At 65.3% G+C, this 20,535-nt stretch carries 19 protein-coding genes; 15 read left to right on the top strand and 4 right to left on the bottom strand.

The features are described from left to right. Positions 1-25 precede the first annotated feature (25 nt). Entirely contained in the window at positions 26-1,405 is a 1,380-nt protein-coding gene (locus AC1DSJ_RS11595; RefSeq protein ID WP_054424615.1) for a heavy metal sensor histidine kinase, read from the top strand. A gap of 147 nt (positions 1,406-1,552) precedes the next feature. Here the strand turns inward: AC1DSJ_RS11595 and AC1DSJ_RS11590 are convergent, their stop codons facing one another. After that, complete coding sequence (locus AC1DSJ_RS11590) at positions 1,553-2,479, bottom strand: LysR substrate-binding domain-containing protein (protein ID WP_441372724.1); 927 nt, start codon at positions 2,477-2,479, stop codon at positions 1,553-1,555. 97 nt (positions 2,480-2,576) lie between these two features. Between AC1DSJ_RS11590 and AC1DSJ_RS11585 the strand changes: the two genes are divergently transcribed. From AC1DSJ_RS11585 to AC1DSJ_RS11565, 5 genes are read left to right on the top strand one after another with little or no spacing between them, the layout of a single operon-like run. Further along, on the top strand, positions 2,577-3,443 hold the full coding sequence (locus AC1DSJ_RS11585) for an amidohydrolase family protein (protein ID WP_441372723.1): 867 nt from the start codon (positions 2,577-2,579) through the stop codon (positions 3,441-3,443). 52 nt (positions 3,444-3,495) lie between these two features. After that, a complete protein-coding gene (locus tag AC1DSJ_RS11580; RefSeq protein ID WP_054423387.1) occupies positions 3,496-4,449 on the top strand; it encodes a Bug family tripartite tricarboxylate transporter substrate binding protein in 954 nt (317 codons plus the stop codon). 2 nt (positions 4,450-4,451) lie between these two features. Then, a complete protein-coding gene (locus tag AC1DSJ_RS11575) occupies positions 4,452-4,982 on the top strand; it encodes a carboxymuconolactone decarboxylase family protein (protein ID WP_054423386.1) in 531 nt (176 codons plus the stop codon). 12 nt (positions 4,983-4,994) lie between these two features. Continuing rightward, positions 4,995-5,558: a hypothetical protein gene (locus tag AC1DSJ_RS11570; RefSeq protein WP_441372722.1), complete on the top strand. Its 564-nt coding sequence runs from the start codon at positions 4,995-4,997 to the stop codon at positions 5,556-5,558. A 32-nt stretch (positions 5,559-5,590) separates the two neighbouring features. Beyond that, entirely contained in the window at positions 5,591-6,442 is an 852-nt protein-coding gene (locus AC1DSJ_RS11565; RefSeq protein WP_082387087.1) for an alpha/beta fold hydrolase, read from the top strand. 81 nt (positions 6,443-6,523) lie between these two features. Here the strand turns inward: AC1DSJ_RS11565 and argF are convergent, their stop codons facing one another. After that, positions 6,524-7,465 (bottom strand): ornithine carbamoyltransferase, encoded by a 942-nt coding sequence (argF, locus tag AC1DSJ_RS11560; RefSeq protein ID WP_054424607.1) that lies wholly within the window; start codon positions 7,463-7,465, stop codon positions 6,524-6,526. 56 nt (positions 7,466-7,521) lie between these two features. After that, entirely contained in the window at positions 7,522-8,703 is a 1,182-nt protein-coding gene (locus AC1DSJ_RS11555) for an aspartate aminotransferase family protein (RefSeq protein WP_441372721.1), read from the bottom strand. Between the two features lie 189 nt (positions 8,704-8,892). Between AC1DSJ_RS11555 and AC1DSJ_RS11550 the strand changes: the two genes are divergently transcribed. Beyond that, positions 8,893-9,183, top strand: coding sequence for a DUF3579 domain-containing protein (locus AC1DSJ_RS11550; protein ID WP_013392635.1), 291 nt, complete (start codon positions 8,893-8,895; stop codon positions 9,181-9,183). 81 nt (positions 9,184-9,264) lie between these two features. On the opposite strand, the gene AC1DSJ_RS11545 is transcribed toward AC1DSJ_RS11550, so the two are convergent. Further along, a complete protein-coding gene (locus tag AC1DSJ_RS11545) occupies positions 9,265-9,984 on the bottom strand; it encodes a GntR family transcriptional regulator (protein ID WP_054423383.1) in 720 nt (239 codons plus the stop codon). Positions 9,985-10,232: 248 nt separating this feature from the next. Between AC1DSJ_RS11545 and AC1DSJ_RS11540 the strand changes: the two genes are divergently transcribed. The 8 genes from AC1DSJ_RS11540 to AC1DSJ_RS11505 all read left to right on the top strand — a co-directional run bounded on the left by AC1DSJ_RS11540 (position 10,233) and on the right by AC1DSJ_RS11505 (position 19,619). After that, positions 10,233-10,985, top strand: a complete 753-nt coding sequence (locus AC1DSJ_RS11540) for an aspartate/glutamate racemase family protein (protein ID WP_476760306.1) — start codon at positions 10,233-10,235, stop codon at positions 10,983-10,985. Between the two features lie 188 nt (positions 10,986-11,173). Next, a complete protein-coding gene (locus AC1DSJ_RS11535; protein ID WP_342067707.1) occupies positions 11,174-12,751 on the top strand; it encodes an ABC transporter substrate-binding protein in 1,578 nt (525 codons plus the stop codon). Positions 12,752-12,839: 88 nt separating this feature from the next. After that, positions 12,840-13,832: an ABC transporter permease gene (locus AC1DSJ_RS11530; protein ID WP_054423380.1), complete on the top strand. Its 993-nt coding sequence runs from the start codon at positions 12,840-12,842 to the stop codon at positions 13,830-13,832. After that, positions 13,822-14,811, top strand: coding sequence for an ABC transporter permease (locus AC1DSJ_RS11525; protein ID WP_175172009.1), 990 nt, complete (start codon positions 13,822-13,824; stop codon positions 14,809-14,811). Before AC1DSJ_RS11530 ends, AC1DSJ_RS11525 begins: the two co-directional genes overlap by 11 nt. Before the next feature lie 27 nt (positions 14,812-14,838). Continuing rightward, entirely contained in the window at positions 14,839-16,122 is a 1,284-nt protein-coding gene (locus AC1DSJ_RS11520) for an amidohydrolase family protein (protein ID WP_441372719.1), read from the top strand. Continuing rightward, positions 16,122-17,609 (top strand): amidohydrolase family protein, encoded by a 1,488-nt coding sequence (locus tag AC1DSJ_RS11515; RefSeq protein WP_441372718.1) that lies wholly within the window; start codon positions 16,122-16,124, stop codon positions 17,607-17,609. The genes AC1DSJ_RS11520 and AC1DSJ_RS11515 overlap by 1 nt, the downstream gene beginning before the upstream one ends. Continuing rightward, positions 17,606-18,646 (top strand): ABC transporter ATP-binding protein, encoded by a 1,041-nt coding sequence (locus tag AC1DSJ_RS11510; RefSeq protein WP_441372717.1) that lies wholly within the window; start codon positions 17,606-17,608, stop codon positions 18,644-18,646. The genes AC1DSJ_RS11515 and AC1DSJ_RS11510 overlap by 4 nt, the downstream gene beginning before the upstream one ends. After that, positions 18,636-19,619, top strand: coding sequence for an ABC transporter ATP-binding protein (locus AC1DSJ_RS11505; RefSeq protein WP_175172005.1), 984 nt, complete (start codon positions 18,636-18,638; stop codon positions 19,617-19,619). The genes AC1DSJ_RS11510 and AC1DSJ_RS11505 overlap by 11 nt, the downstream gene beginning before the upstream one ends. Positions 19,620-20,535: the final 916 nt, after the last annotated feature.

Genomic DNA, 20,535 nt, shown 5'->3' with positions numbered 1-20,535 from the left:
AGGTGTGAACGATGAAGCGCCCTTCATGAAGACGTCACTGAAATCCCGGCTGGTCATCTTGTACGCGGTAGCGGCGGCGGTGACGTTTGCGCTGACCGGGGTGGCGCTCTACGGCGTGCTGGACCGCCAGCTTGACCGCATCCAGCAAGACGCGCTGCGCACGACGGCGCAAGAGGTCAGTTATTCGCTGGCCCGCAGCGGCGACCTTGACCGCTGGGGCCGCTTCAAGACCAAGCTCGACACCCTGACGCCCGCCGATGGCAGCTTGCGCTTCTGGGTGCTGTCGGACGACCCCGCCTACGAATATGGCAAGGGCCTGGCCGACATCAGCAGCCTGGAACGCCACCCCGACGGCTTTGGCAAGATCACCTTGCCCGAGCGCGATTACGCGCTGCGCACGCTGACGGTGACGGTCGACGCGTATCTGGCGCGGCCGCCGGTGCGGCTGATTGTCGGCATGGATTCCGCGCCCTATGCGCACACGCTGCGCTACCTGCTGTGGGCGATGGCGGGCCTGTCGCTGACGGCCATTCTGCTGGTGGCGCTGTTGGGGTTCTGGGTGACGCGCCTGGGTCTGCGGCCCTTGAACCGGCTGTCGGCCGAGGCGCGCGCGCTGCGGCCCAGCGCCTTGTCTCAGCGGCTCAGCATGGCCGAGCTGCCGGTGGAACTGGAAGACCTGGCCACGTCGTTCAATGGGGCTTTGGCGCGGCTGGAGGGCGCGTACAACCAGCTGGAAGGGTTCAACGCGGACGTTGCCCACGAGCTGCGCACGCCGCTTACGAACCTGATCGGCCAGACTCAGGTGGCGTTGTCGCGTCCGCGCAGCGCGGACGATCTGCAAGAGGTGTTGCAATCGAATCTGGAAGAGCTGGACCGCTTGCGCGCCATGATCAACGACATGCTGTTCCTGGCGCGCGCTGATCAGGGCGAGGCCGCCAGTGGACGGGTCCATGCGGTGCTGGCGGACGAAGTCGGCAAGACGGCGGAGTTCTTTGAGTTCCTGCTGGATGAGGCCGGCATGCGGCTGCGCATTGACGGCGACCGCGACGCCAGCGCGCTGATCGACACCGCCTTGTTCCGGCGCGCCGTCACAAACCTGCTGCAAAACGCCATCCAGTATTCGCAGCCGGGCGCGGAAATCGGCATCGACATTCAGCGCCAGGGCGACCACCTGGAAGTGGCCGTCAGCAATGCGGGGCCGGCGATCGACCCGGCGCATCTGCCGCACTTGTTCCAGCGCTTTTACCGCGTGGATGCGGCGCGGCGGGGCGATGGCGTGGAGCACAGCCACGGCCTGGGGCTGGCCATTGTGAAGGCGGTGGCGCTCATGCATGGGGGCGCGGTGTCCGCCAGCAGCGAAGGCGGCACGACGCGCGTGGCGTTCAGCGTGGAGGCGCGGCCGTAGCGGCCGTATTAATCGCAGTGGCCGCAGTGACCGCAGTGGCCGCAGTGGTCGCAGTGACCGCAGTGACCGCAGTGACCGCAGTGACCGCAGTGGTCGCAGTGACCGCAGTGACCATAGCGACCGCAGTGTCCGCCGTAGCCGTCGTCGCTATCCCGTCCGGCGCGCGTGGCCCGCGGGTTGGAACAATTCCGCGAGCTTCAATTGCCGGATCATCTGGCCCGTTGCGGTGGCCAGCCGCGTGGCCGGCCGATGGCGGGCGCTGGCCAGCACCAGGTTGTTGGTGATCTTGGGCGACCCGATGTCGCACAGCGACAGCGCGTGTTCGGCGGCCGGGCCTTGGGCGGCGGAGCGCGGCAAGATGGCATAGGCGTCGCCTTGGGCCGCGAGCTCAACAATGGTTTGCACCGCGTCCACCTCGGCTGCCACCTTCAGCCGCACGCCTTGCGCGCGGCACACGCTTTCCACCAAGGTGCGGATGGCGTTCGGCAAGCTGGGCAGCACCAGCGGGTAATTGCCCAGCTGCGCCACGGCCACGCGCGCGGGCAGCGGCGGCTGATGCCCCGCCGCGGCGGCCAGCACCAGGTCTTCGCGAAACAGCGATTCATACGCCAGCTGGGGCGAGGGCGCGGGGTCGTACAGCAGGGCCAGGTCCACACGGCCCGCCAGCAGCCATTCGCGCACCTGGGCGCTCAGGCCTTCGGCAACCGCGATAGAGGCGTCGGGAAAGCTGCGGCGAAAGGCCTGCACCAGCGGCGGCGTCAGCACGCGCGCGATGCGCGGCGGCAGGCCCACCACGACCTTGCCCGTGGGCGTTTCTCGCAGCGTTTGCAAATCTTCCTTGGCGCGTTCGGCCAGCGTCAGCAACGCGCGGGCGTGTTCCAGAAAGCGCAGGCCGGCCTCGGTGGGTTCCGCGCCGCGGCCGTTGCGGTACAGCAGATGCTGGCCCAGTTCGAGTTCCAGCAGGCGCACCTGCCGGCTGAGCGTGGGTTGGGCCACGTCCAGCATTTCGGCGGCGCGCGAGAAGCTGCGCCGCTCGGCGACCCTGACGAAGTATTCGATTTGCTTGAGGTCCATCTGATATGTGGTTTTTCTATATCTGAAATCAAAGATATAGCATTGTTAGTCAGCCCGCAATCCGGGACGATGTCGGTTTCCCCGCAGGAATTCGCCCGTGCCAGATTGCCGCCCTCCGCTTGCGTCTCCTTCCCGTCCCCGCCACGCCTTGCCACCTGGCGCGTGCGACGCCCATTGCCATGTCTTCGGGCCGGGCGACGTGTTCCCGTATGCCGAGGGCCGCTCGTACACGCCGCCTGATGCGCCCTACGCAAAGATGGCGGCCTTGCATGCGCATCTGGGCATTGAGCGCGCGGTGGTGGTGCAGGCCAATTGCCATGGGTCGGACCACAGCGCCTTGCTGGATGCGCTGGCGCAAAGCGGCGGCCGTTATCGGGGCGTGGCGCTGTTGGGCGCGGACGCTTCGGCCGATAGCGTCAAGCGGCTGCATGACGGCGGCGTGCGCGCTGCGCGATTCAATTTCGTGCCGCACCTGGGCGGCGCGCCTGACCCGGCGGTGTTCGACCATGTGGTGTCGCTGATTGCGCCGCTGGGCTGGCATCTGTGCCTGCACGTGGACGGCGCCATGCTGCCCGACTTGCTGCCGCGCCTGCTGGCGTTGCCGGTGCCGTTCGTCGTGGACCACATGGGCCGGCTGAAGGCGGCCGATGATCTGGATTCCCCCGCGATGCGCGCCTTGCTCAGCTTGGCGGATGTGCCGCAAGCGTGGGTCAAGGTGTCGGGCATTGACCGCATCGCGTCCGGCAAGCGGCCCTTCGCCGAAGGCATTCCGTTTGTGCGCGCCCTGATCGACGCCATGCCCGACCGCACCTTGTGGGGCACCGACTGGCCGCATCCGAACGTGGCGGGCGATATGCCCGACGACGGCGAATTGGTGGAGTCGTTTTTCGAAGCGTGTCCCGACGCCGCGTTGCGCCAACGCGTGCTGGTCGACAACCCGGCCCGGCTGTACGGATTTCTGTAATCGGCGACGCCTGTTCGTCAGGCCATAAAAATTCATTCATTGAGGAGACACCATGTTCAAGAAAATCATCTCGGCCACCGTGCTGAGCCTGGCCGCGGTCAGCGCGGCGCACGCCGATGGCCCCGTCCGCCTGATCATCGCGTTCCCGCCCGGCGGGCCGGTGGATCTGGTGGGGCGTGTGTTGGCCGAGCAATTGGGCAAGGAGCTCAAGCAGCAGGTCATCGTTGAAAACAAGGCCGGCGCCAACGGCAACATCGCCGCGGCCTACGTGGCCAAGGCGCCGGGCGACGGTTCGGTGCTGTTTCTGACGAGCGTGGGCGCGGTGGCGATCAGCCCGGCGCTGTACAAAGACCTGCCTTACGATCCGGTGCGCGACTTTGCGCCCGTGTCCAAGGTCGTGAACAACGCAACCGTGTTCGTCGTGAACCCGTCCAACCCGGCCACCGACGCCGCCGATTTCGTGAAGAAGTCGCAAGCCGCGTCGCAGTCGGTGGCGATTGGGTCGTCGGGCATCGGCAGCATTCCGCATCTGACGATGGAAATGTTTGCCGACGCCAGCAAGGCCAACGTGCTGCATGTGCCGTACAAGGGCGCCGCGCCCGTCATTAACGACGTGATGGGCAATCAGGTTGCCGGCTTCTTTGGCGATGTGCCGGGCCTGATCGGCCACATCCAGGGCGGCAAGCTGAAGCCGCTGGGCATTGCCGCGCCGACGCGCCACCCGCTGTTGCCGGACGTGAAGACGCTGGCCGAGCAGGGCATTGCGGGCGTCGAGTCGAACAACTGGTATGGCATCGTGGCGCCCGCGTCCACGCCGGCCGCCACCGTCGACAAGCTGAACCAGGCCGTGCGCGCCGCATTGGGCAACGAAGCCGTGCGCGCCAAGCTTGAGAAATTCGGCGCGCAGGCTGCGCCCAGCTCGCCGCAAGAACTGGCCGCTTTGATCGCGTCCGACCGCGACAAGTGGACCGCGCTGATCCAGCGCAAGAACATTCGTCCGGAGTAAACATGAGCGCAAGCCGAGTTGCGCCCGTTGAACCGGGCACCCGTCAGGAACTGGCCACGCTTGAGGCGCGCATCAGCGCCGCGCGCGGCCGGATTTCACCGCTGTATCAGGTGCTGCTGAACAGCCCCGCCGTGGTCGAAGGCTGGGAAGCCATGCTGACCGCCATCCGCCAGAAGACGTCGCTGGCGCCGCGCTTGCGCGAGCTGATCATTCTGCGCGTGGCGACGTTGAACAACGCGCCTTATGAATTCGATGCGCACGTGCCGCATGCGCTGGCGGGCGGCATGCCGCAGCAGGTGATCGATGCGCTGCGCAGCAACCCTGCGCCGGATGCCGTCGACGGGCTGGCGCCCGGCGAGGCCGAGGTGCTGGCGCTGACCGACGCCATGACGCGCGACATTGAAGTGCCGGACGCTGTGTTCGCGCCCTTGCGCGCACGCTACGATGACACGCAATTGGTCGAGCTGGCGGCCACGGTGGGGGCGTACAACATGGTGTCGCGCTTCCTTGTGGCGCTGCGCGTCGGCCACTGAAAGGAGAAGACTGTGCAGGAATCGGTATTGCTGGTGTCGCTGGGCGAGCGCTTTGACGAAGCGCGCGCGGCGGATATGGCCCAACGTTTGACGCAGGGGCTGACGGGCGTGTCCGTCAGCGCGTTCGCCGCGCTGGAAGAGGAAGACACCTACGTGTACCTGCGCGGCGCGCCGGACGCGTTGCCCGAGATTCAGGCGCGTCTGGCCGAGAGCTTTCCCGGTGCGCGGGCGCGTGTGCTGCATCAGACGCTGGATTTGGCGGGCGCATCGGCCGGGCAGGACGCGCCGTGGCATTACATCGTTGAAACCGATGTCGTGCCCGAGGCCGAAGCCGATCTGAACGCCTGGTACGACCAGGAGCATTTGCCGGGTCTGGCATCCGTGCCGGGCACGGTGCGCGCGATGCGGTATGAATGCCGCGACGAAGCGCCGCGCTATCTGGCCTGCTACGACCTGCACACGCGCGAAACCTTCGGCAGCCCGCCGTGGCTGGCGGTGCGCGCCACCGATTGGAGCAGCCGCGTGCGCCCGTCGTTTCGCAATACGCGCCGGACGATGTTCCGCAAAATCCTGTAAACGCAGCGGGCGCAGACCCGAACCGAGGAGACATGATGATGAAGTTCTTGCTAAGCGGCTTGACGCTGTCGTGCGCGGCCGTGGCCGCTAGCCCCGCGTTGGCCGATGCGCCCAAGCGCGTGAATGTGGTGGTGGGCAACGGCGCCAGCATCGAAGTGCTGGACCAGGGGACGGGCCCGGCGCTGGTGTTGCTGCCGTCGCGCGGCCGTGGCGCGGAAGATTTCGATGTGCTGGCCGACCGTTTCGTGCAAGCCGGCTACCGCGTCTTGCGTCCGCAACCGCGCGGCATCGGCGGCAGCACGGGGCCGATGTCTGGCATCACGCTGCACGATCTGGCCGAAGATCAGGCGGCGGTGATTCGCAACGTGGCGCGCCAGCCTGTCGTGATGGTCGGCCATGCCTTTGGCAATTGGGTGGCGCGCACGACGGGCGTGGATCACCCCGAACTGGTGCGCGGCGTCGTCATCGTGGCCGCCGCAGCCAAGCAGTATCCCAAGGGCTTGAGCGAACACGTGGACCGCAGCGCCGAGCTATCGCTGCCGGACGCCGAACGCTTGAAGTCCATCCAGTACGCGTTCTTCGCGCCGGCCAACGACGCGCGCGTGTGGCTCAATGGCTGGTATCCCGAGGTCAGCGAAAGCCAGCGTCTGGCGGGCAAGGCGACGCAGCAATCCGATTGGTGGTCGGGCGGCAACAAACCCCTGCTGGATTTGCAGGCCGAGCTGGACTTGTTCAAGCCGCCCGCCACGCGCAACGAAATCCGCGATGAGTTCGGTAGCCGGGTGTCGGTAGTGGTGATTGATGGGGCAGGGCATGCATTGGTGCCCGAGAAGCCGCAAGCGGTGGCCGACGCCATCGCCGCGTGGGAACGCACGCTGCGCTGATCGCTGCCGCCAAGCAACGAAAGAAACAGAAAGGGCCTGGATATCGCAAGATATCCAGGCCCTTTTCCATGCCGAGCGGGCTTACTTCAATTGGCCCAGCAGCAGGAATTCCATCAGCGCCTTTTGCACGTGCAAACGGTTTTCGGCTTCGTCCCAGACCACGCTTTGCGGGCCGTCGATGACTTCACCGGTGACTTCTTCGCCGCGGTGGGCGGGCAGGCAGTGCATGAAGACGGCTTCGGCGTCGGCCGCGGCCATCATTTCGGCGTCCACGCACCAGTCGGCAAACGCCGCGCGGCGCTCTTCGTTTTCAGCTTCGTAGCCCATGCTGGTCCAGACGTCGGTCGTGACCAGGTGCGCGCCCTTGCACGCCTCCATGGGGTCTTTGAACTGGCGCAGCACCTTGGCGGACGGCGTGCCGATGCGCGAGGCTTCGAGCTCGTAGCCGGCCGGCGTGGACACATGCAGCGTGAAGCCCAGCATTTCGGCCGCGTGCAGCCACGTGTAGGCCATGTTGTTGGCGTCGCCCACCCAGGCCACCGTCTTGCCGGCGATGGGGCCGCGGTGCTCGATGTAGGTGAAGATGTCGGCCAGGATCTGGCAGGGGTGGAATTCGTTGGTCAGGCCGTTGATGACCGGCACGCGCGAATGCGAGGCGAAGCGCTCGATGCGGGTCTGCTCGAACGTGCGGATCATGACGATGTCGACCATGCGCGAGATGACGCGCGCCGTGTCTTCGATGGGCTCCGAGCGGCCCAGCTGCGAATCGTTCGAGGTCAGGTTGATGACCGATCCGCCCATCTGGTACATGCCGGCTTCAAACGACACGCGGGTGCGGGTGCTGGCCTTTTCAAACACCATCGCCAGCGTGCGGTCGTGCAGCGGCATGTGGGGTTCGTAGCGCTTGAACTTTTCTTTGATCAGGCGCGCGCGGTCCAGCACGTAGGCGATCTCGGCGGGCGAGAAATCTTTGAACTGAAGGAAATGCCGCAACGGGCCGTTTTGAGTCGTGGGAGGAGTCATGGTGATGTCGCAGGTCATTGGGTCTCGCCAGGCTCGTGGCCCGGGCGGGACGTTGATTATGGTTTTTCGGCCAGGAACTGTTGGATGAGCGGAACCAGGGTGTTGACGATCTGGTCCGCCTCTTGATGGTTCAGGATCAGGGGCGGCAGCATACGGATGACGCGGTCGCGCGTGACGTTGATGAGCAGGCCGGCTTCCAGCGCACGCAGCGCCAGCACGCCGCAGGGGCGCCCAAGCTCGATGCCCAGCATCAGGCCCCGGCCACGCACCTCGGTCACGCCTGGGGTGCCTGACAGGGCGCTGGCCAGCTTGTCTTTCAGGTAGTCGCCCACGGTGAGGGCGTTGGGCAGCAGATTTTCGGATTCGAGCGTGTCCAGCACGGCAAGGCCGGCTGCGCACACCAGCGGGCCGCCGCCGAAGGTTGTGCCATGGCTGCCCGGCGTGAAGACGCCCGCGGCGGGGCCAGCGGCCAGCATCGCACCGATGGGTACGCCGCCCGCCAGGCCCTTGGCCAAGGTCATGACGTCCGGCACGATGTCTGCCCACTGGTGGGCGAACCACTTGCCGGTGCGGCCGATGCCGGACTGCACTTCGTCGATCATCAGCAGCCAGCCGCGTTCGGTGCACAAACGGCGCAGCGCTTGCAGATAGGCGATGTCGGACGGGCGAATGCCGCCTTCGCCTTGCAGCACTTCCAGCAGCACCGCCGTGGTGCGCGGTTCGGCGTCACCCGCGTCGCGCACGGCGTCAAGATGGTTGTAGGGCACCTGGATGAAGCCCGAGGGCAGGGGTTCGAAACCCTTGCGCGCCTTGTCGCTGCCGGTGGCCGCCAGCGTGGCCAGCGTGCGGCCATGCCAGGACGAGTCCATGGTGATGATGTGGGCGTGCTTGTTGCCGCGCTGGTAGGCGTAGTAGCGCGCCAGCTTGATGGCGGCCTCGTTGGCTTCAGAGCCGCTGTTGTTGAACGCAACTTCCTGCATGCCGGACAAGGCCGTCAGGCGCGCGGCCAAGGCCGTCTGCTGGGGCACTTCGTAGATGTTCGACGTGTGGATGACGCGCGCGGCCTGCTCGCTGATGGCGGCAACCAGTTTCGGATGGGCGTGGCCCAGGCACGACACGCCGATGCCGGCGAGGGCGTCCAGATATTTTCGGCCTTCGGCATCCCACAACCAGACGCCCTGGCCGTGCGTGAACGCAACCGGCAGGCGGGCATAAATATTGGCCAGAGGCGAGGTCATTGCGGATCCTCCTGGGGGATTACCAAAAAAATCGGCCCTCTTTTCGATAGGTTCAGACGCGATTCCCTGGGGGAAACGGCTTTTGAAAGAGGGCAAAGGATCAATCATATACAATTCGCGGCGCAGGGCGCATGTTTGATCACGCCGAAGATCCGGCTTTCGTGAAAGGCGCGCTGTAGTGAAGAACTCATGGCAACTCGCGTCAGACAATTCGTAATTCATGGCGTTACCGAAAGCGGTAGCCGCTTCCGCCCCAGCGATTGGGCGGAGCGGCTCGCTGGCGTAATGGCACAATTCCGGCCCGCCGGCTGTGCTGGTAACCACCTCACCTATTCGCCTTATGTGCTGCCCGTCGTTATCGACGGCGTGCGCGGAATCGTGGTCGACTTGCGTTTGCGCGACCTGGAACCGCTGGCGTACAAGTTCGTGGTGGATTTCGCTCGCGACAACAACCTCAAGACGGAAGAACGCGAAATCTAGGCCCAAGAACGAAAAAGCGCCCCGACCGGGCGCTTTTCTCATTCTCGGGGGAACCGGCACGCCCATCGGGCGGGCCCGGCCCTACGTGCCGTATCGATCCAGGATCTTGCGGATATCACGCACGCCTGCGCCGTCCGTGCTGAGCAGCGCGCGCGCAGTGACGGATTCCAGATGGTGCTCCAGCAGATGCAGCACATGCTTCTCGTCGCGCGCACGCAACCCTTCCACGATTTCCATGTGTTCGCTGACCGCGCATTCGCTTGAATGCGGCCGGCCGTAAAGCGCCAGGATCAGCGAGCAGCGCGACACAATCTCGTTCACGTAGCGGGCATACACCGCATTGCCCGACAGCTCGGCCATCAGGATGTGGAATTCGCCCGACAGCCGGATGGATTCATTCGTGCTGTTGCGCTTGCGGGCCGCTTCCTCTTCTTTCACATGCTGCGCCAGCCGCGTCAGCCCGGCTTCGGTGATGTGTTGCAGCAGCCGGCGCGCCACGTCGCGTTCCAGGCAGCGGCGGGCTTCGAAAATGTCGTGCGCCTCTTCCAGGCTCGGGCGCGCTACCGCCGCGCCGCGGTTGGGCCGTAAATCTACCAGCCCTTCACTGAACAAGCGCGTCAGCACGCCCCGCACGATGGTCCGGCTGACGCCAAAGCGCTCGCCGATGATGTCTTCGGGCAGCTTGTCGCCAGGCAGCAGCGCCTGCTCAATGATGGCGCGGCGCAAATTTATGTATACGATTTCGCTGCGATTTGTGTCTTTCTTGGCGGGCTCATTGGCCGGCGGCGCGAGGGTTGTCATCGTCTTATTGGCTCCTGTGCATGCGCATTTTCATTGTAATGGGAGGGGTCCGGCATTCGCTGCCGGCGCGCACTGCGGGGTGTAGGCAAGCATACACCAGCTGACGGTAAGGGTTAGCGATAGCTTGAAGGCAGATTTGAAGCGCGTACATTGTCGGCATAAATCGTATACAAACATTTATACAAAATAGCTCAGATCTATCGGGGTTGAGCCGTGTGTTTGTATACATACCGACAGAGGTTTGTTTCATGCCAGCCACGCACGACGCCATCGTCCTTGATCCGCCCGCGATCAATCGGCCCGCCTTTCAGCCCTACCRCCTGCTGGTGGTCAACGGCAACACCACGTCCGACCTGACCACCAGTCTGGCCAACCAGGCGCGCGTGTTCTTTGACGGCGCCGCCCACGTGCATGCCGTCACCGCCGTGTTCGGCCCGGCCTATATCGCCAGCCGCGTGGAAGCCGCCGTGGCCGCCCACGCCGTGCTGGAAACCGTGGAGCGCGAAGTGACGCAGGCCGAGGCGCCGTTCGATGCCTGCCTGCTGGCCTGTTTTGGCGAGCCCGGCATTGGCGCCGTGCGCGAAACCTTGAGCGTGCCGGTGGTGGGCATGGCCGAAGCGTCGATCATGGCCGCCATGCAGCGCGGCGACCGCTACGCCATCGTGACCGTCGGGCAGCGCTGGCCCGGCATGCTGCGCGAACAGATCCGCCAGCTTGGCCTGGACGCGCGCTGCGCCGGCATCATCGCCTTGCCGGGCAACGCGCTGGACTACGTGTCGCGCACGCCCGAGTCCGCCGCCGAGGTCAGCCGCGCGCTGGATGCCGCCGTGGCGCAGGGCGCCGACGTGGTGATCGTGGCGGGCGCGGCGCTGGCGGGCTATCTGCCCGTGCTGCCGCGCAAACCCGCCGTGCCCATCATCGATTCCTACCGCGCGGCGCTTGCGCAAGTGCTGGCGCTGGCCTCGCTGGACCGCGCGCAACGCCAGTGCGCCCCGGCGTGATCTGGCCAACCCCGGACCTACCCGGCCAGACCTGCCCGGCCAGACCTGCACGGCCAGCCCAGCCCAGCCCAGCCCAGCCCAGCCCAGCCCGGCCCAGCCGGACCGATCACTTCACACACCGCGCCGGGCCTGTCCCCGGCCACATCAAACCGGTATTGAAAACCGATAGACAAGGGAGAGTTGCAGCCATGAAGACGTTGCTCAAATGGACAGCCGGCGCCGTGATCGCGTTGTCGGCCATCTCGGGGGCTTCGGCCGCCAACACGCTGAAGTGGGGCGCCGCGCGCGACCTGGATTCGCTGGACCCGTATTCCTACGGCAGCACGTTCAACCTGGCGTTTCTTAACCATGTGTACGAAGCGCTGATCCGCTACGACGACAAATTCAACATCACCCCGGCGCTGGCCGAATCCTGGGAAACCACGTCGCCCACCGTGTTGCGCTTCAAGCTGCGCCAGGGCGTGAAGTTCCACAACGGCGCGCCGTTCACGGCGGACGACGTCGTGGCGTCGATGACCCGCGTGTCGGATGACGCATCGCCCTTGAAGGGCAACCTGCCCGCCTTCAAAGCCGTGCGCAAGGTGGACGACTTCACCGTCGACATCGAAATGACGCACCCGTACCCGCTGATGTTGAACGACCTGACCAACATCTTCATCTTCAACCGCCAGTGGCTAGTGGACAACAACAGCACCAAGCCGACGGACGCCGCCAAGAAGATCGAGGGCTACGCCACGCACAACGCCAACGGCACCGGCCCGTTCAAGGTGGAGTCGTACCGGCCCGACACGCGCACCGTGCTGGTCGTGAACAAAGACTGGTGGGACAAACCCCGCCACAACCTGGACCGCATCGAATTCACGCCCATCGCCTCCGCGCCGACCCGGGTGGCCGCGCTGCTGTCGGGCGACATCAACTTCACCGAGAACGCGCCGTTGCAGGATCTGGACCGCCTGCGCGCCGCTTCCAACGTGAAGGTGCTGGCATCCACCGAGCTGCGCACGCTGTACTTCGGTTTCAACCTGGGCGACAAGCTCGTCGGTTCGAACATCACCGACAAGAACCCGCTGAAAGACCTGCGCGTGCGTCAGGCGCTGTACATGGCGCTGTCGCCCGATCTGTTGCAAAAGCGCGTGATGCGCGGCTTGTCGCGCACCACGGGCGCACTGGTGGCCCCGTCGATTCCGGGCTACGAGGTCAAGCAGGAAGAGCGCTTGCCGTTTGACGCCGCGAAGGCCAAGAAGCTGCTGGCGGATGCCGGGTATCCCGATGGCTTCACGGTGTCGCTGCTGTGTTCGAACGACATGTTCGTGAACGAAGAAGAACTGTGCCAGGCCGCCGCGTCGATGTGGGCGCGCATTGGGGTGAAGGCGTCGCTCGCCAGCGGGCCGCGTTCGTTGCAGAACCCGAAGCGTTCGCGCGGCGAGTTCGACATCACCATTCACGGCTGGGCCAACGAGCCGCAGATTGATGCCTTGTCGATTCTGCTGCAAGTGATGCACAGCCGCACCGGCCCCGCCGGCGTCTTCAACTGGGGGCAGTGGGGCGATGCCGCGCTTGACGCCAAGATCGATGCGGCTGCCGCCGAGATGGATCGCCCGAAGCGCATCCAGATGATGTCCGAGGTGTTGCAGACCCTGCATGACGATGTGCGTTTCCTGCCGCTGCACCAACAGCCGATGGCCTGGGCCGTGGGCGACAAGGTGGGCGACGTGCTGCAAATGCCGGACAACAAGGCGCGCCTGTGGACGGTGCGTATGCAGTAACGCGCCGTGATGGGCGTATGAGCGGGGGCGGCGTCTGAAGCCGGGCGCTGCCGCCAGAGTCTGACATCGGGTTTGAAGGGAGCCACACATGCTGGCGTTCATTGTTAGACGGGTCTTCAACGCGGTTGGCGTGATGCTGGCGGTGGCGTTGCTGGCCTTTGTGATATTCCGCTTTGTCGGCGACCCCGTCGACATGATGTTGAACGAGCAGGCCTCGCAGACGCAGCGCGACGAACTGCGCGAACGCCTGGGGCTGAACGCGTCGGTGGGCATGCAGTTCGTGCACTTCGTCACGAACGCCGCGCAAGGCGAGTTCGGCATTTCGTACCGCAATCAACAGGACGTGTTCGCGCTGGTGGCCGAACGCTTTCCCGCCACGTTTGAACTGGTGATGATGGCGACGCTGCTGTCGCTGGTGATCGGCGTGCCGCTGGGCGTGCTGACGGCCATCTACCGAAAATCCCGCTTGGCGCAGGCCTTGCAGTTTGTGTCCATCCTGGGCATTTCGCTGCCCAGCTTCGTGGTCGGCATCATGCTGATCCTGATCTTTTCGGTGCAGCTGGGCTGGCTGCCGGGCTTTGGCCGCGGCGAAACGGTGAAGATCGGCTGGTGGTCCACGGGGCTGTTGACGCCATCGGGCCGGGCCGCGCTGGTGCTGCCGTCAATCACCCTGGCGTTGTTCCAGATCACGCTGATCATGCGGCTGGTGCGCGCCGAAATGCTGGAAACGCTGCGCACGGAATTCATCAAGTTCGCGCGCGCCCGCGGTCTGCCGAACCGCATCGTTCACTTCCGGCTGGCCCTGCGCAACTGTCTGATGCCCGTCATCACCGTGACGGGCATGCAGATCGGCAACCTGATTGCCTTCGCGCTGATCACGGAAACCGTCTTCCAGTGGCCGGGCATGGGGCTGTTGTTCATCCAATCGGTCATGTTCGTGGACATTCCCGTCATGGCCGCCTATCTGGTGATCGTGTCCTTCATCTTCGTGGCGCTGAACACGCTGGTGGACATGATGTACGGCGTGGTTGACCCGCGCCTGCGCAGCCAGCACGTCAAAGGAGGCGCAAATGCTCACTAATCCCTTTACCAAACCCGCCGCCAAACCCGCCTCCAAGCCCGGTACCAAACCCTTCAAGGGCGGTGCGCAAAGCCGGTTGTCGCGCTTCCTGCAAAGCGATCTGTGGTGGAGCCTGCGGCACGATTACGTGGCCATGGGCGCGAGCATCGTGCTGCTGGTGGTGGTGCTGCTGGCCGTGTTCGCGCCGTGGATCGCGACGCAGAACCCCTACGATCTGGCGCAGCTGGACTTGCTGAATGCCGAGCTGCCGCCATTCTGGGTGGACGGCGCCGACCCGCAGTTCCTGTTGGGCACCGACACGCAGGGCCGCGATGTGTGGTCGGCCATTTTGTATGGCTCGCGCATGTCGCTGGTTATTGGATTGGCGACGGTGGTGTTGTCATTGGCGATCGGGCTGATGGTGGGCTTGGCGGCCGGTTACTTCGGCGGCTGGGTCGATAACGCGCTGATGCGCCTGGGCGACACGCTGCTCAGCATCCCGACCATTCTGGTCGCCATCCTGGTGACGGCGGTGTTCCGCCAGCTGCTGCCCCCGGGCCTGCGCGAAACGTTGTCGGCGGTGATCCTGATCCTGGCGATCTCGATGACCAATTGGGTGCAGTACGCGCGCACGGTGCGGGCGTCGGCGCTGGTTGAGCGCGGCAAGGAATACGTGCAGGCGGCGCGGCTGATCCGCGTGAGCCCAATGCGCATCATGCTCACGCACATCCTGCCCAACACGCTGACGCCCGTGATGGTGACGGCCACGCTGAACCTGGGCCTGGCCATTTTGATCGAGGCCACGCTGAGCTTTCTGGGCGTGGGCATGCCGCCTACTGAACCGTCGCTGGGCACCTTGATTCGTCTGGGCAACCAGTTCCTGTTTTCGGGGCAATGGTGGGTGGTGGTGTTTCCCGCCCTGTATCTGAGCCTGATTGTGCTGGTGGTGAACTTGCTGGGCGACTGGCTGCGCGATGCGCTGAACCCCCGTTTGCGCTGAGGCGCGCTGTTGAATAAAGGTTGAAGCATGGAAAACGCAACGCTGTATACGAACGTCCGTCCGGCCGGTGGCGAGCTGACATCGGTGCTGGTGCGAGACGGGCGCATTCTGGCGCGGGGCATCCCGGCGCGGGGCATCCCGGCGGTGGGCAACCCGGCGCGGGACAACCCGGCGATGGTCAACCCGGCGCAGGGCAACCCGGCGCTGAGCGCCTCGTCGCTGGAAGGCGCGCTGGTGGTGGATGGGGGCGGCGCGCTGATGTTGCCGGGGCTGATCGACGCCCACGCGCATCTGGACAAGACGATGTACGGCATGCCCTGGTATCGCAACGAGGTCGGGCCGCGGCTGATCGACAAGATCGACAACGAGCGCGCTGAAAAGAAGCGTCTGGGTATTGATCCGTACAGGCAGTCGGCGCGGCAGATCGTGATGTCGATCGCCGATGGCACCAGCCATATCCGCAGCCATGTGGATGTGGACACGGATATCGGCCTGGCTGCCATCGAAGGCGTGATGCGCGCCCGCGAACAGTACCGTGACCAGATCGACGTGGAACTCGTCGCCTTTCCGCAAAGCGGGTTGCTGATTCGCCCCGGCACGCTGGAGCTGATGGACGAGGCCCTGCGCATGGGCGCGGAAGTGGTGGGCGGGCTGGACCCGGCCGGCATGGACCGCGATCCCAAGGGCCATCTGGATGCCATCTTCGGGCTGGCCGACAAGCATGGCAAGCCCATCGACATCCACCTGCACGAGGCCGGCGAGCTGGGCGCGTTTTCGATGCAGATGACGATAGACCGCGTGCTGGCGCTGGGCATGCAGGGCAAGGTCACCTTGTCGCACTCGTTCTGTCTGGGCATGCCCGACACGCAGGCGGTGCAGGCGCTGACCGAGGGCTTGCTGAAGGCGGGCGTGCACATCATGACAACGGGCTCGGCGTCGCGCCCGGTGCCGCATGTGGCCAGCCTGCGTGCGGCGGGCGTCACGATCTGTACGGGCAATGATGGCATGCGCGATACCTGGGGGCCTTACGGCAAACCCGACATGCTGGAACGCACCATGCTGGTGGGCCTGCGCAACAACTTCCGCCGCGACGACGAGCTGGCGCTGGCGCTGGACGTGGCCACCTATGGCAACGCGCGCGTCATGAAGCTGGCCGACTACGGGCTGGCACCCGGCTGCCATGCCGACTTCGTGTTGGTGCAAGCCGAGACGGTGGCCGAGGCCATCGTGTCGCGTCCGGTAAGAAAACTGGTCGTCAAGCGCGGCCGCGTGGTCGCGCGCGATGGCCGCGCCTTGGTGGAGGCGCCGTGATGCCCGCCGCCGAAGGCCCCATCCTGCTGACGGCCCGTTGGGTGGTGGGCCACGAGAACGGCCGCCATTGCCTGTATGAGAATGGTGAAGTCGTGTTCGAGGACGACCGCATCGTCTACGTCGGCCACCACTATCGGGGGCCGGTGGCGCGCCGCCACGATTACGGCCGCGCGGTGATCGGGCCCGGCTTCGTAGACTTGGACGCCCTGTCTGACCTGGACACCACCATCCTGGGCTTTGACAATTCGCCCGCGTGGCGCAAGGGCCGGATTTGGCCCGACAGCTACATGAAGCGCGGGCCGTATGAGATGTACACCCCCGCCGAATTGGCGTTTCAGAAGCGCTACGCGTTTGCGCAGCTGATCCGCAACGGCATCACCACGGCGCTGCCGATTGCGTCGCTGTTCTACCGCGTATGGGGTGAAACCCGCGAAGAATTCCTGTCAGCGGCCAACGCCGCGGGCGAGCTGGGCTTGCGCGTGTATCTGGGGCCGGCCTACCGCAGCGGGCACACGTATGTGGATGCCGAAGGCAAGATCCGTTGCCACTACGACGAGGTGCGCGGCATGGCGGGCCTGTCCGACGCCTTGGCGTTTTGCGACGAAATCGAAGGGCGCCACGACGGCCGCGTGCGCGCCATGCTGTCTCCCGACCGCATCGAAACCTGTACGCCGGACTTGTTGCGCATGTCAGCCGCCGCCGCGCGTGAACGGGAGATGCCGATCCGGCTGCATTGCTGCCAATCGCGCCTGGAATATGACCTGGTCGTGGAGCAGCACGGCATGAGTCCGCCGGAATGGCTGCAAAGCCTGGGATTTTTGTCCGAACGCGCGCTGCTGCCGCATGGCACGTATGTGTCGGGGTCGCGCCATATTGATCGCCCGGGGCGTGATCTTGACATCATCCGCGACGCCGGCGCCAGCATCGTGCATTGCCCGTTGGTGTCGGCGCGCCACGGCGCGACGTTGGAGTCCTTCGCGCGGTATCGCAAGCAAGGGGTGAACATCGGCATGGGCACGGACACCTGGCCGCCCGACATGGTGTTGAACATGCAGGTCGGAATGATGCTGTGCCGCGTGGCCGACGGTTCGACCGAGGCCGTGCGCTCCGAAGACTATTACGACGCCGCCACGGTGGGCGGCGCCGATGCATTGGGGCGGCCGGACCTGGGCCGCTTGGCCGTAGGCGCCAAGGCCGACATCGTGGTGTTCGATTTCTCGCACGACCGCAACGGCCAGATGATCGACCCGATCCAGACCTTGATGGTCAGCGGCAGCGGCCGTGATGTGTCGCAGGTGATCATCGATGGACGCTTCGTCATGATCGACGGCCATATCCCCGGCTTCGACGCCCGTCTGGCGCAAGAACAGGCGCAGGCGCAGTTCGACGGCCTGGTTGCACGCTATCCCGACCGCACTTGGGGGCATCCCCCGGTTGAGCAGATTTTTTCCTCAAGCTATCCGCGTCCCGCAAGGAGCCCGTCATGATGGCCATTGTTCCCAACAACACGCAGCCGCCGGCCCAGACTGGCCCGGCAGGTATTCCGACGTTGTCCGTGCGCGGCCTGTCGGTGGAATTTCCCACGCGCCACGGCACGCTGGTCGCCACGCGCGACATCAGTTTCGATATCCAGCCCGGCGAAATCCTGGGCATGGTGGGGGAGTCCGGCGCGGGCAAGTCCCTGACCGGGATGGCGGTGATCGGCCTGCTGGAGCCGCCCGGCCGCTTGGGCGGCGGCGAGATCCATCTGGCGGGCAAGCGCATCGACAACCTGCCGCCCAAGGCGCGCCAGCGGCTGCGCGGCAAGGAAATCGGCGCCATCTTTCAAGACCCGCTGACTAGCCTGCACCCCTTGTTCACGGTGGGCGACCAACTGGTCGAAACCATCCGCCACCACGACAAGTCATCCGCAGCGGCTGCACGCGCGCGTGCGCTGGAGCTGCTGCTGGCGGTGGGCATTCCCGCTGCCGACAAGCGCATTGATCACTATCCGCACCAGTTCTCTGGCGGGATGCGTCAGCGCGTGGTGATTGCGCTGGCCTTGGCCGCGCGGCCGGCGCTGATCGTCGCGGACGAACCGACGACGGCGCTGGACGTGTCGGTGCAGGCGCAGATCACCGCGCTGCTGCGCCGGCTGTGCCGCGAGCAGGGCACGTCGGTGCTGCTGGTGACGCACGATATGGGCGTGATTGCCGAAACGGCTGACCGCGTGGCGGTGATGTACGCGGGCCGCATTGTGGAGATCGGCCCGGTGCTGGACGTGTTGCGCCGGCCCGGTCATCCCTACACGCAGGGCTTGATGAATGCGATTCCGGGCTTGCGGCATCGCGCTGCGCGCCTGAACCAGATCGACGGCGCCATGCCGCGCTTGCACGCCATGCCCGATGGCTGCGCGTTTCATCCCCGCTGCACGCTGGCGGGCCCGCGCTGCGCACAGACACGCCCGTCGCTCGCGCCATCGCCAACCGGCGCGACGGTCAGCGCGTGCTGGCTGCATCAAGGAGGAGTCGCCCATGCCGCGTAACGATGATTTTCTCTTGCGGGCCGATGACCTGGCCTGCTGGTTCGACGTGTCGCCGCCCTGGCTGGAACGCACGCTGTCACGGCAGCCGGCGCAAACGTTGAAGGCGGTGGATGGCGTATCGCTGGCCGTGCCAAGAGGCACGACGCTAAGCATCGTGGGCGAATCGGGTTGCGGCAAGTCGACCCTTGCGAAGCTGCTGGTGGGCCTGGTTGCCCCCACGCGCGGCAAGCTGGCGTATGGCCGCAACCGTTCAGGCGGCGTGTTGCACCCGCAGATGATTTTCCAGGACCCCTACGCCAGCCTGAACCCGCGCTGGCGTGTGGGCAACATCGTGGCCGAGCCCATCATTACGCTGGGCTTGCGGCCAACGCCCGCCGAAACGCGCCGCCGCGTGGACGAGCTGCTTGAACTGGTGGGCTTGTCCGCCAGCGACGCGGGGCGCTTTCCGCATGAGTTCTCGGGCGGTCAACGACAGCGTATTTCGATTGCCCGTGCGTTGGCGACGGAAGCGGAATTTCTGGTCTGCGACGAGCCCACGTCCGCGCTGGACGTGTCGGTGCAAGCGCAGATTCTGAACCTGATGGGCGACTTGCAGAAAGAGTTCGGGCTGACGTATGTGTTCATCAGCCACAACCTGTCGGTGGTGCGCCACGTGTCGGATAACGTGGCGGTGATGTACCTGGGAAGAATCGTCGAGCAGGCGCCGGCTGATCAGCTATTCGATGCCCCGCAGCATCCGTATACGCGGATGTTGCTGGATACGATTCCCGATCTGGAAGATCCCAGACGGGATCGGGAGCCGATGGGGGGAGAGGTGCCAAATCCGATCCAACCGCCAGCGGGATGCACGTTTCATCCCCGGTGTCCGGACGCAAGAGATGAGTGCCGCACGGATGTGCCAGAGGTGAGTGTCGTGGCGGGGCGGCAGGTTCGGTGCCATGCGGTGAGTTGGGTTCGGGCGGTGGCGGCTTAGGGTTTGGTTCTGTTGTTGTTGTTGTTGTTGTTGTTGTTGTTGTTGTTGTTGTTGTTGTCGGTGGTGGTGGGTTCTTGAGACGCCCGTGGCGTCGGGGGCCTGGGGCGCGCGGGGCAACGATTGCGGTCCGGAGCCTTCGCTCCGGACTGCCCCGTCGTCATCTTCGTCACCCGCCTGCGGCGGGTTCCTTCAGATTCCCTCGGGCTTATCGACGCCCCGCGCACCCCAGGCCCCCGACGCCACGGGCTCCGTCAGTTGCAATCTGACGTCAGCTGGGGCGATTTGTTTTCTTAGGGTTCTCGCCACGAACTTTTGGGGGTGAAAGATCTTGCGGGGCCCGCTCCATGCCGGCCGCGCGGGCGGCCTTTTGGAGCTTACGCGTAGTGGCACGTCGTCGCAGAGTTCGCTTCGCGTGTGGCGGCGTTGCTCGGGTTTTTTAGCGTCGTAATTCTGGTGTCGGACTGCATTTATTCGAGGATCTCAATTTCGGTGTCAGACTGCAATTATTGGCAGCTAGGGCGAAAGTCCGTTCCTCACGTGGATCTGCAGTCAGACTGCATTTCCTATCCAACGAATGATGGCCGGCACTTGAACCCCGGTGCGTGGCGCGCAATGGGTCTGCATGCGCAAGACAGTGGGCGCTGCGCGCCACCTTTCTCCCCCCCCAAAAAACTGCGGGAGGACCATTAGCAAACAGCTCTACAAATTCGCGAAAGCGACCACCGCCCAATCGACCACCAACGTGTATGCCGAGTAAGGCCGCCCGTGCGGCCGGCACTCGGCGGGCCCCGCAGCACTCGTCACTAAGGCACCCCCTAGCAGCGTACCGATCCAAGACGGCGGCAGCCCGTCGGCGCGGTGGCCCTGACGGCGCGCAACCTCGATGCGCCCGACGGAATCCGAAGATACCGTCTTG

This window comes from Achromobacter sp. 01N37 (genome assembly GCF_056399725.1).
Note: the sequence above shows the minus strand (reverse complement) of the source record. Positions and strands in the feature narration are given on the sequence as shown.

Coding starts and splice junctions, on each gene's coding strand:
- AC1DSJ_RS11595 (WP_054424615.1), top strand. CDS start 26: ATGAAGACGTCACTGAAATCCCGGCTGGTCATCTTGTACGCGGTAGCG.
- AC1DSJ_RS11590 (WP_441372724.1), bottom strand. CDS start 2,479: ATGGACCTCAAGCAAATCGAATACTTCGTCAGGGTCGCCGAGCGGCGC.
- AC1DSJ_RS11580 (WP_054423387.1), top strand. CDS start 3,496: ATGTTCAAGAAAATCATCTCGGCCACCGTGCTGAGCCTGGCCGCGGTC.
- AC1DSJ_RS11575 (WP_054423386.1), top strand. CDS start 4,452: ATGAGCGCAAGCCGAGTTGCGCCCGTTGAACCGGGCACCCGTCAGGAA.
- AC1DSJ_RS11565 (WP_082387087.1), top strand. CDS start 5,591: ATGATGATGAAGTTCTTGCTAAGCGGCTTGACGCTGTCGTGCGCGGCC.
- argF (WP_054424607.1), bottom strand. CDS start 7,465: ATGACTCCTCCCACGACTCAAAACGGCCCGTTGCGGCATTTCCTTCAG.
- AC1DSJ_RS11555 (WP_441372721.1), bottom strand. CDS start 8,703: ATGACCTCGCCTCTGGCCAATATTTATGCCCGCCTGCCGGTTGCGTTC.
- AC1DSJ_RS11550 (WP_013392635.1), top strand. CDS start 8,893: ATGGCAACTCGCGTCAGACAATTCGTAATTCATGGCGTTACCGAAAGC.
- AC1DSJ_RS11545 (WP_054423383.1), bottom strand. CDS start 9,984: ATGACAACCCTCGCGCCGCCGGCCAATGAGCCCGCCAAGAAAGACACA.
- AC1DSJ_RS11535 (WP_342067707.1), top strand. CDS start 11,174: ATGAAGACGTTGCTCAAATGGACAGCCGGCGCCGTGATCGCGTTGTCG.
- AC1DSJ_RS11530 (WP_054423380.1), top strand. CDS start 12,840: ATGCTGGCGTTCATTGTTAGACGGGTCTTCAACGCGGTTGGCGTGATG.
- AC1DSJ_RS11525 (WP_175172009.1), top strand. CDS start 13,822: ATGCTCACTAATCCCTTTACCAAACCCGCCGCCAAACCCGCCTCCAAG.
- AC1DSJ_RS11520 (WP_441372719.1), top strand. CDS start 14,839: ATGGAAAACGCAACGCTGTATACGAACGTCCGTCCGGCCGGTGGCGAG.
- AC1DSJ_RS11515 (WP_441372718.1), top strand. CDS start 16,122: ATGCCCGCCGCCGAAGGCCCCATCCTGCTGACGGCCCGTTGGGTGGTG.
- AC1DSJ_RS11510 (WP_441372717.1), top strand. CDS start 17,606: ATGATGGCCATTGTTCCCAACAACACGCAGCCGCCGGCCCAGACTGGC.
- AC1DSJ_RS11505 (WP_175172005.1), top strand. CDS start 18,636: ATGCCGCGTAACGATGATTTTCTCTTGCGGGCCGATGACCTGGCCTGC.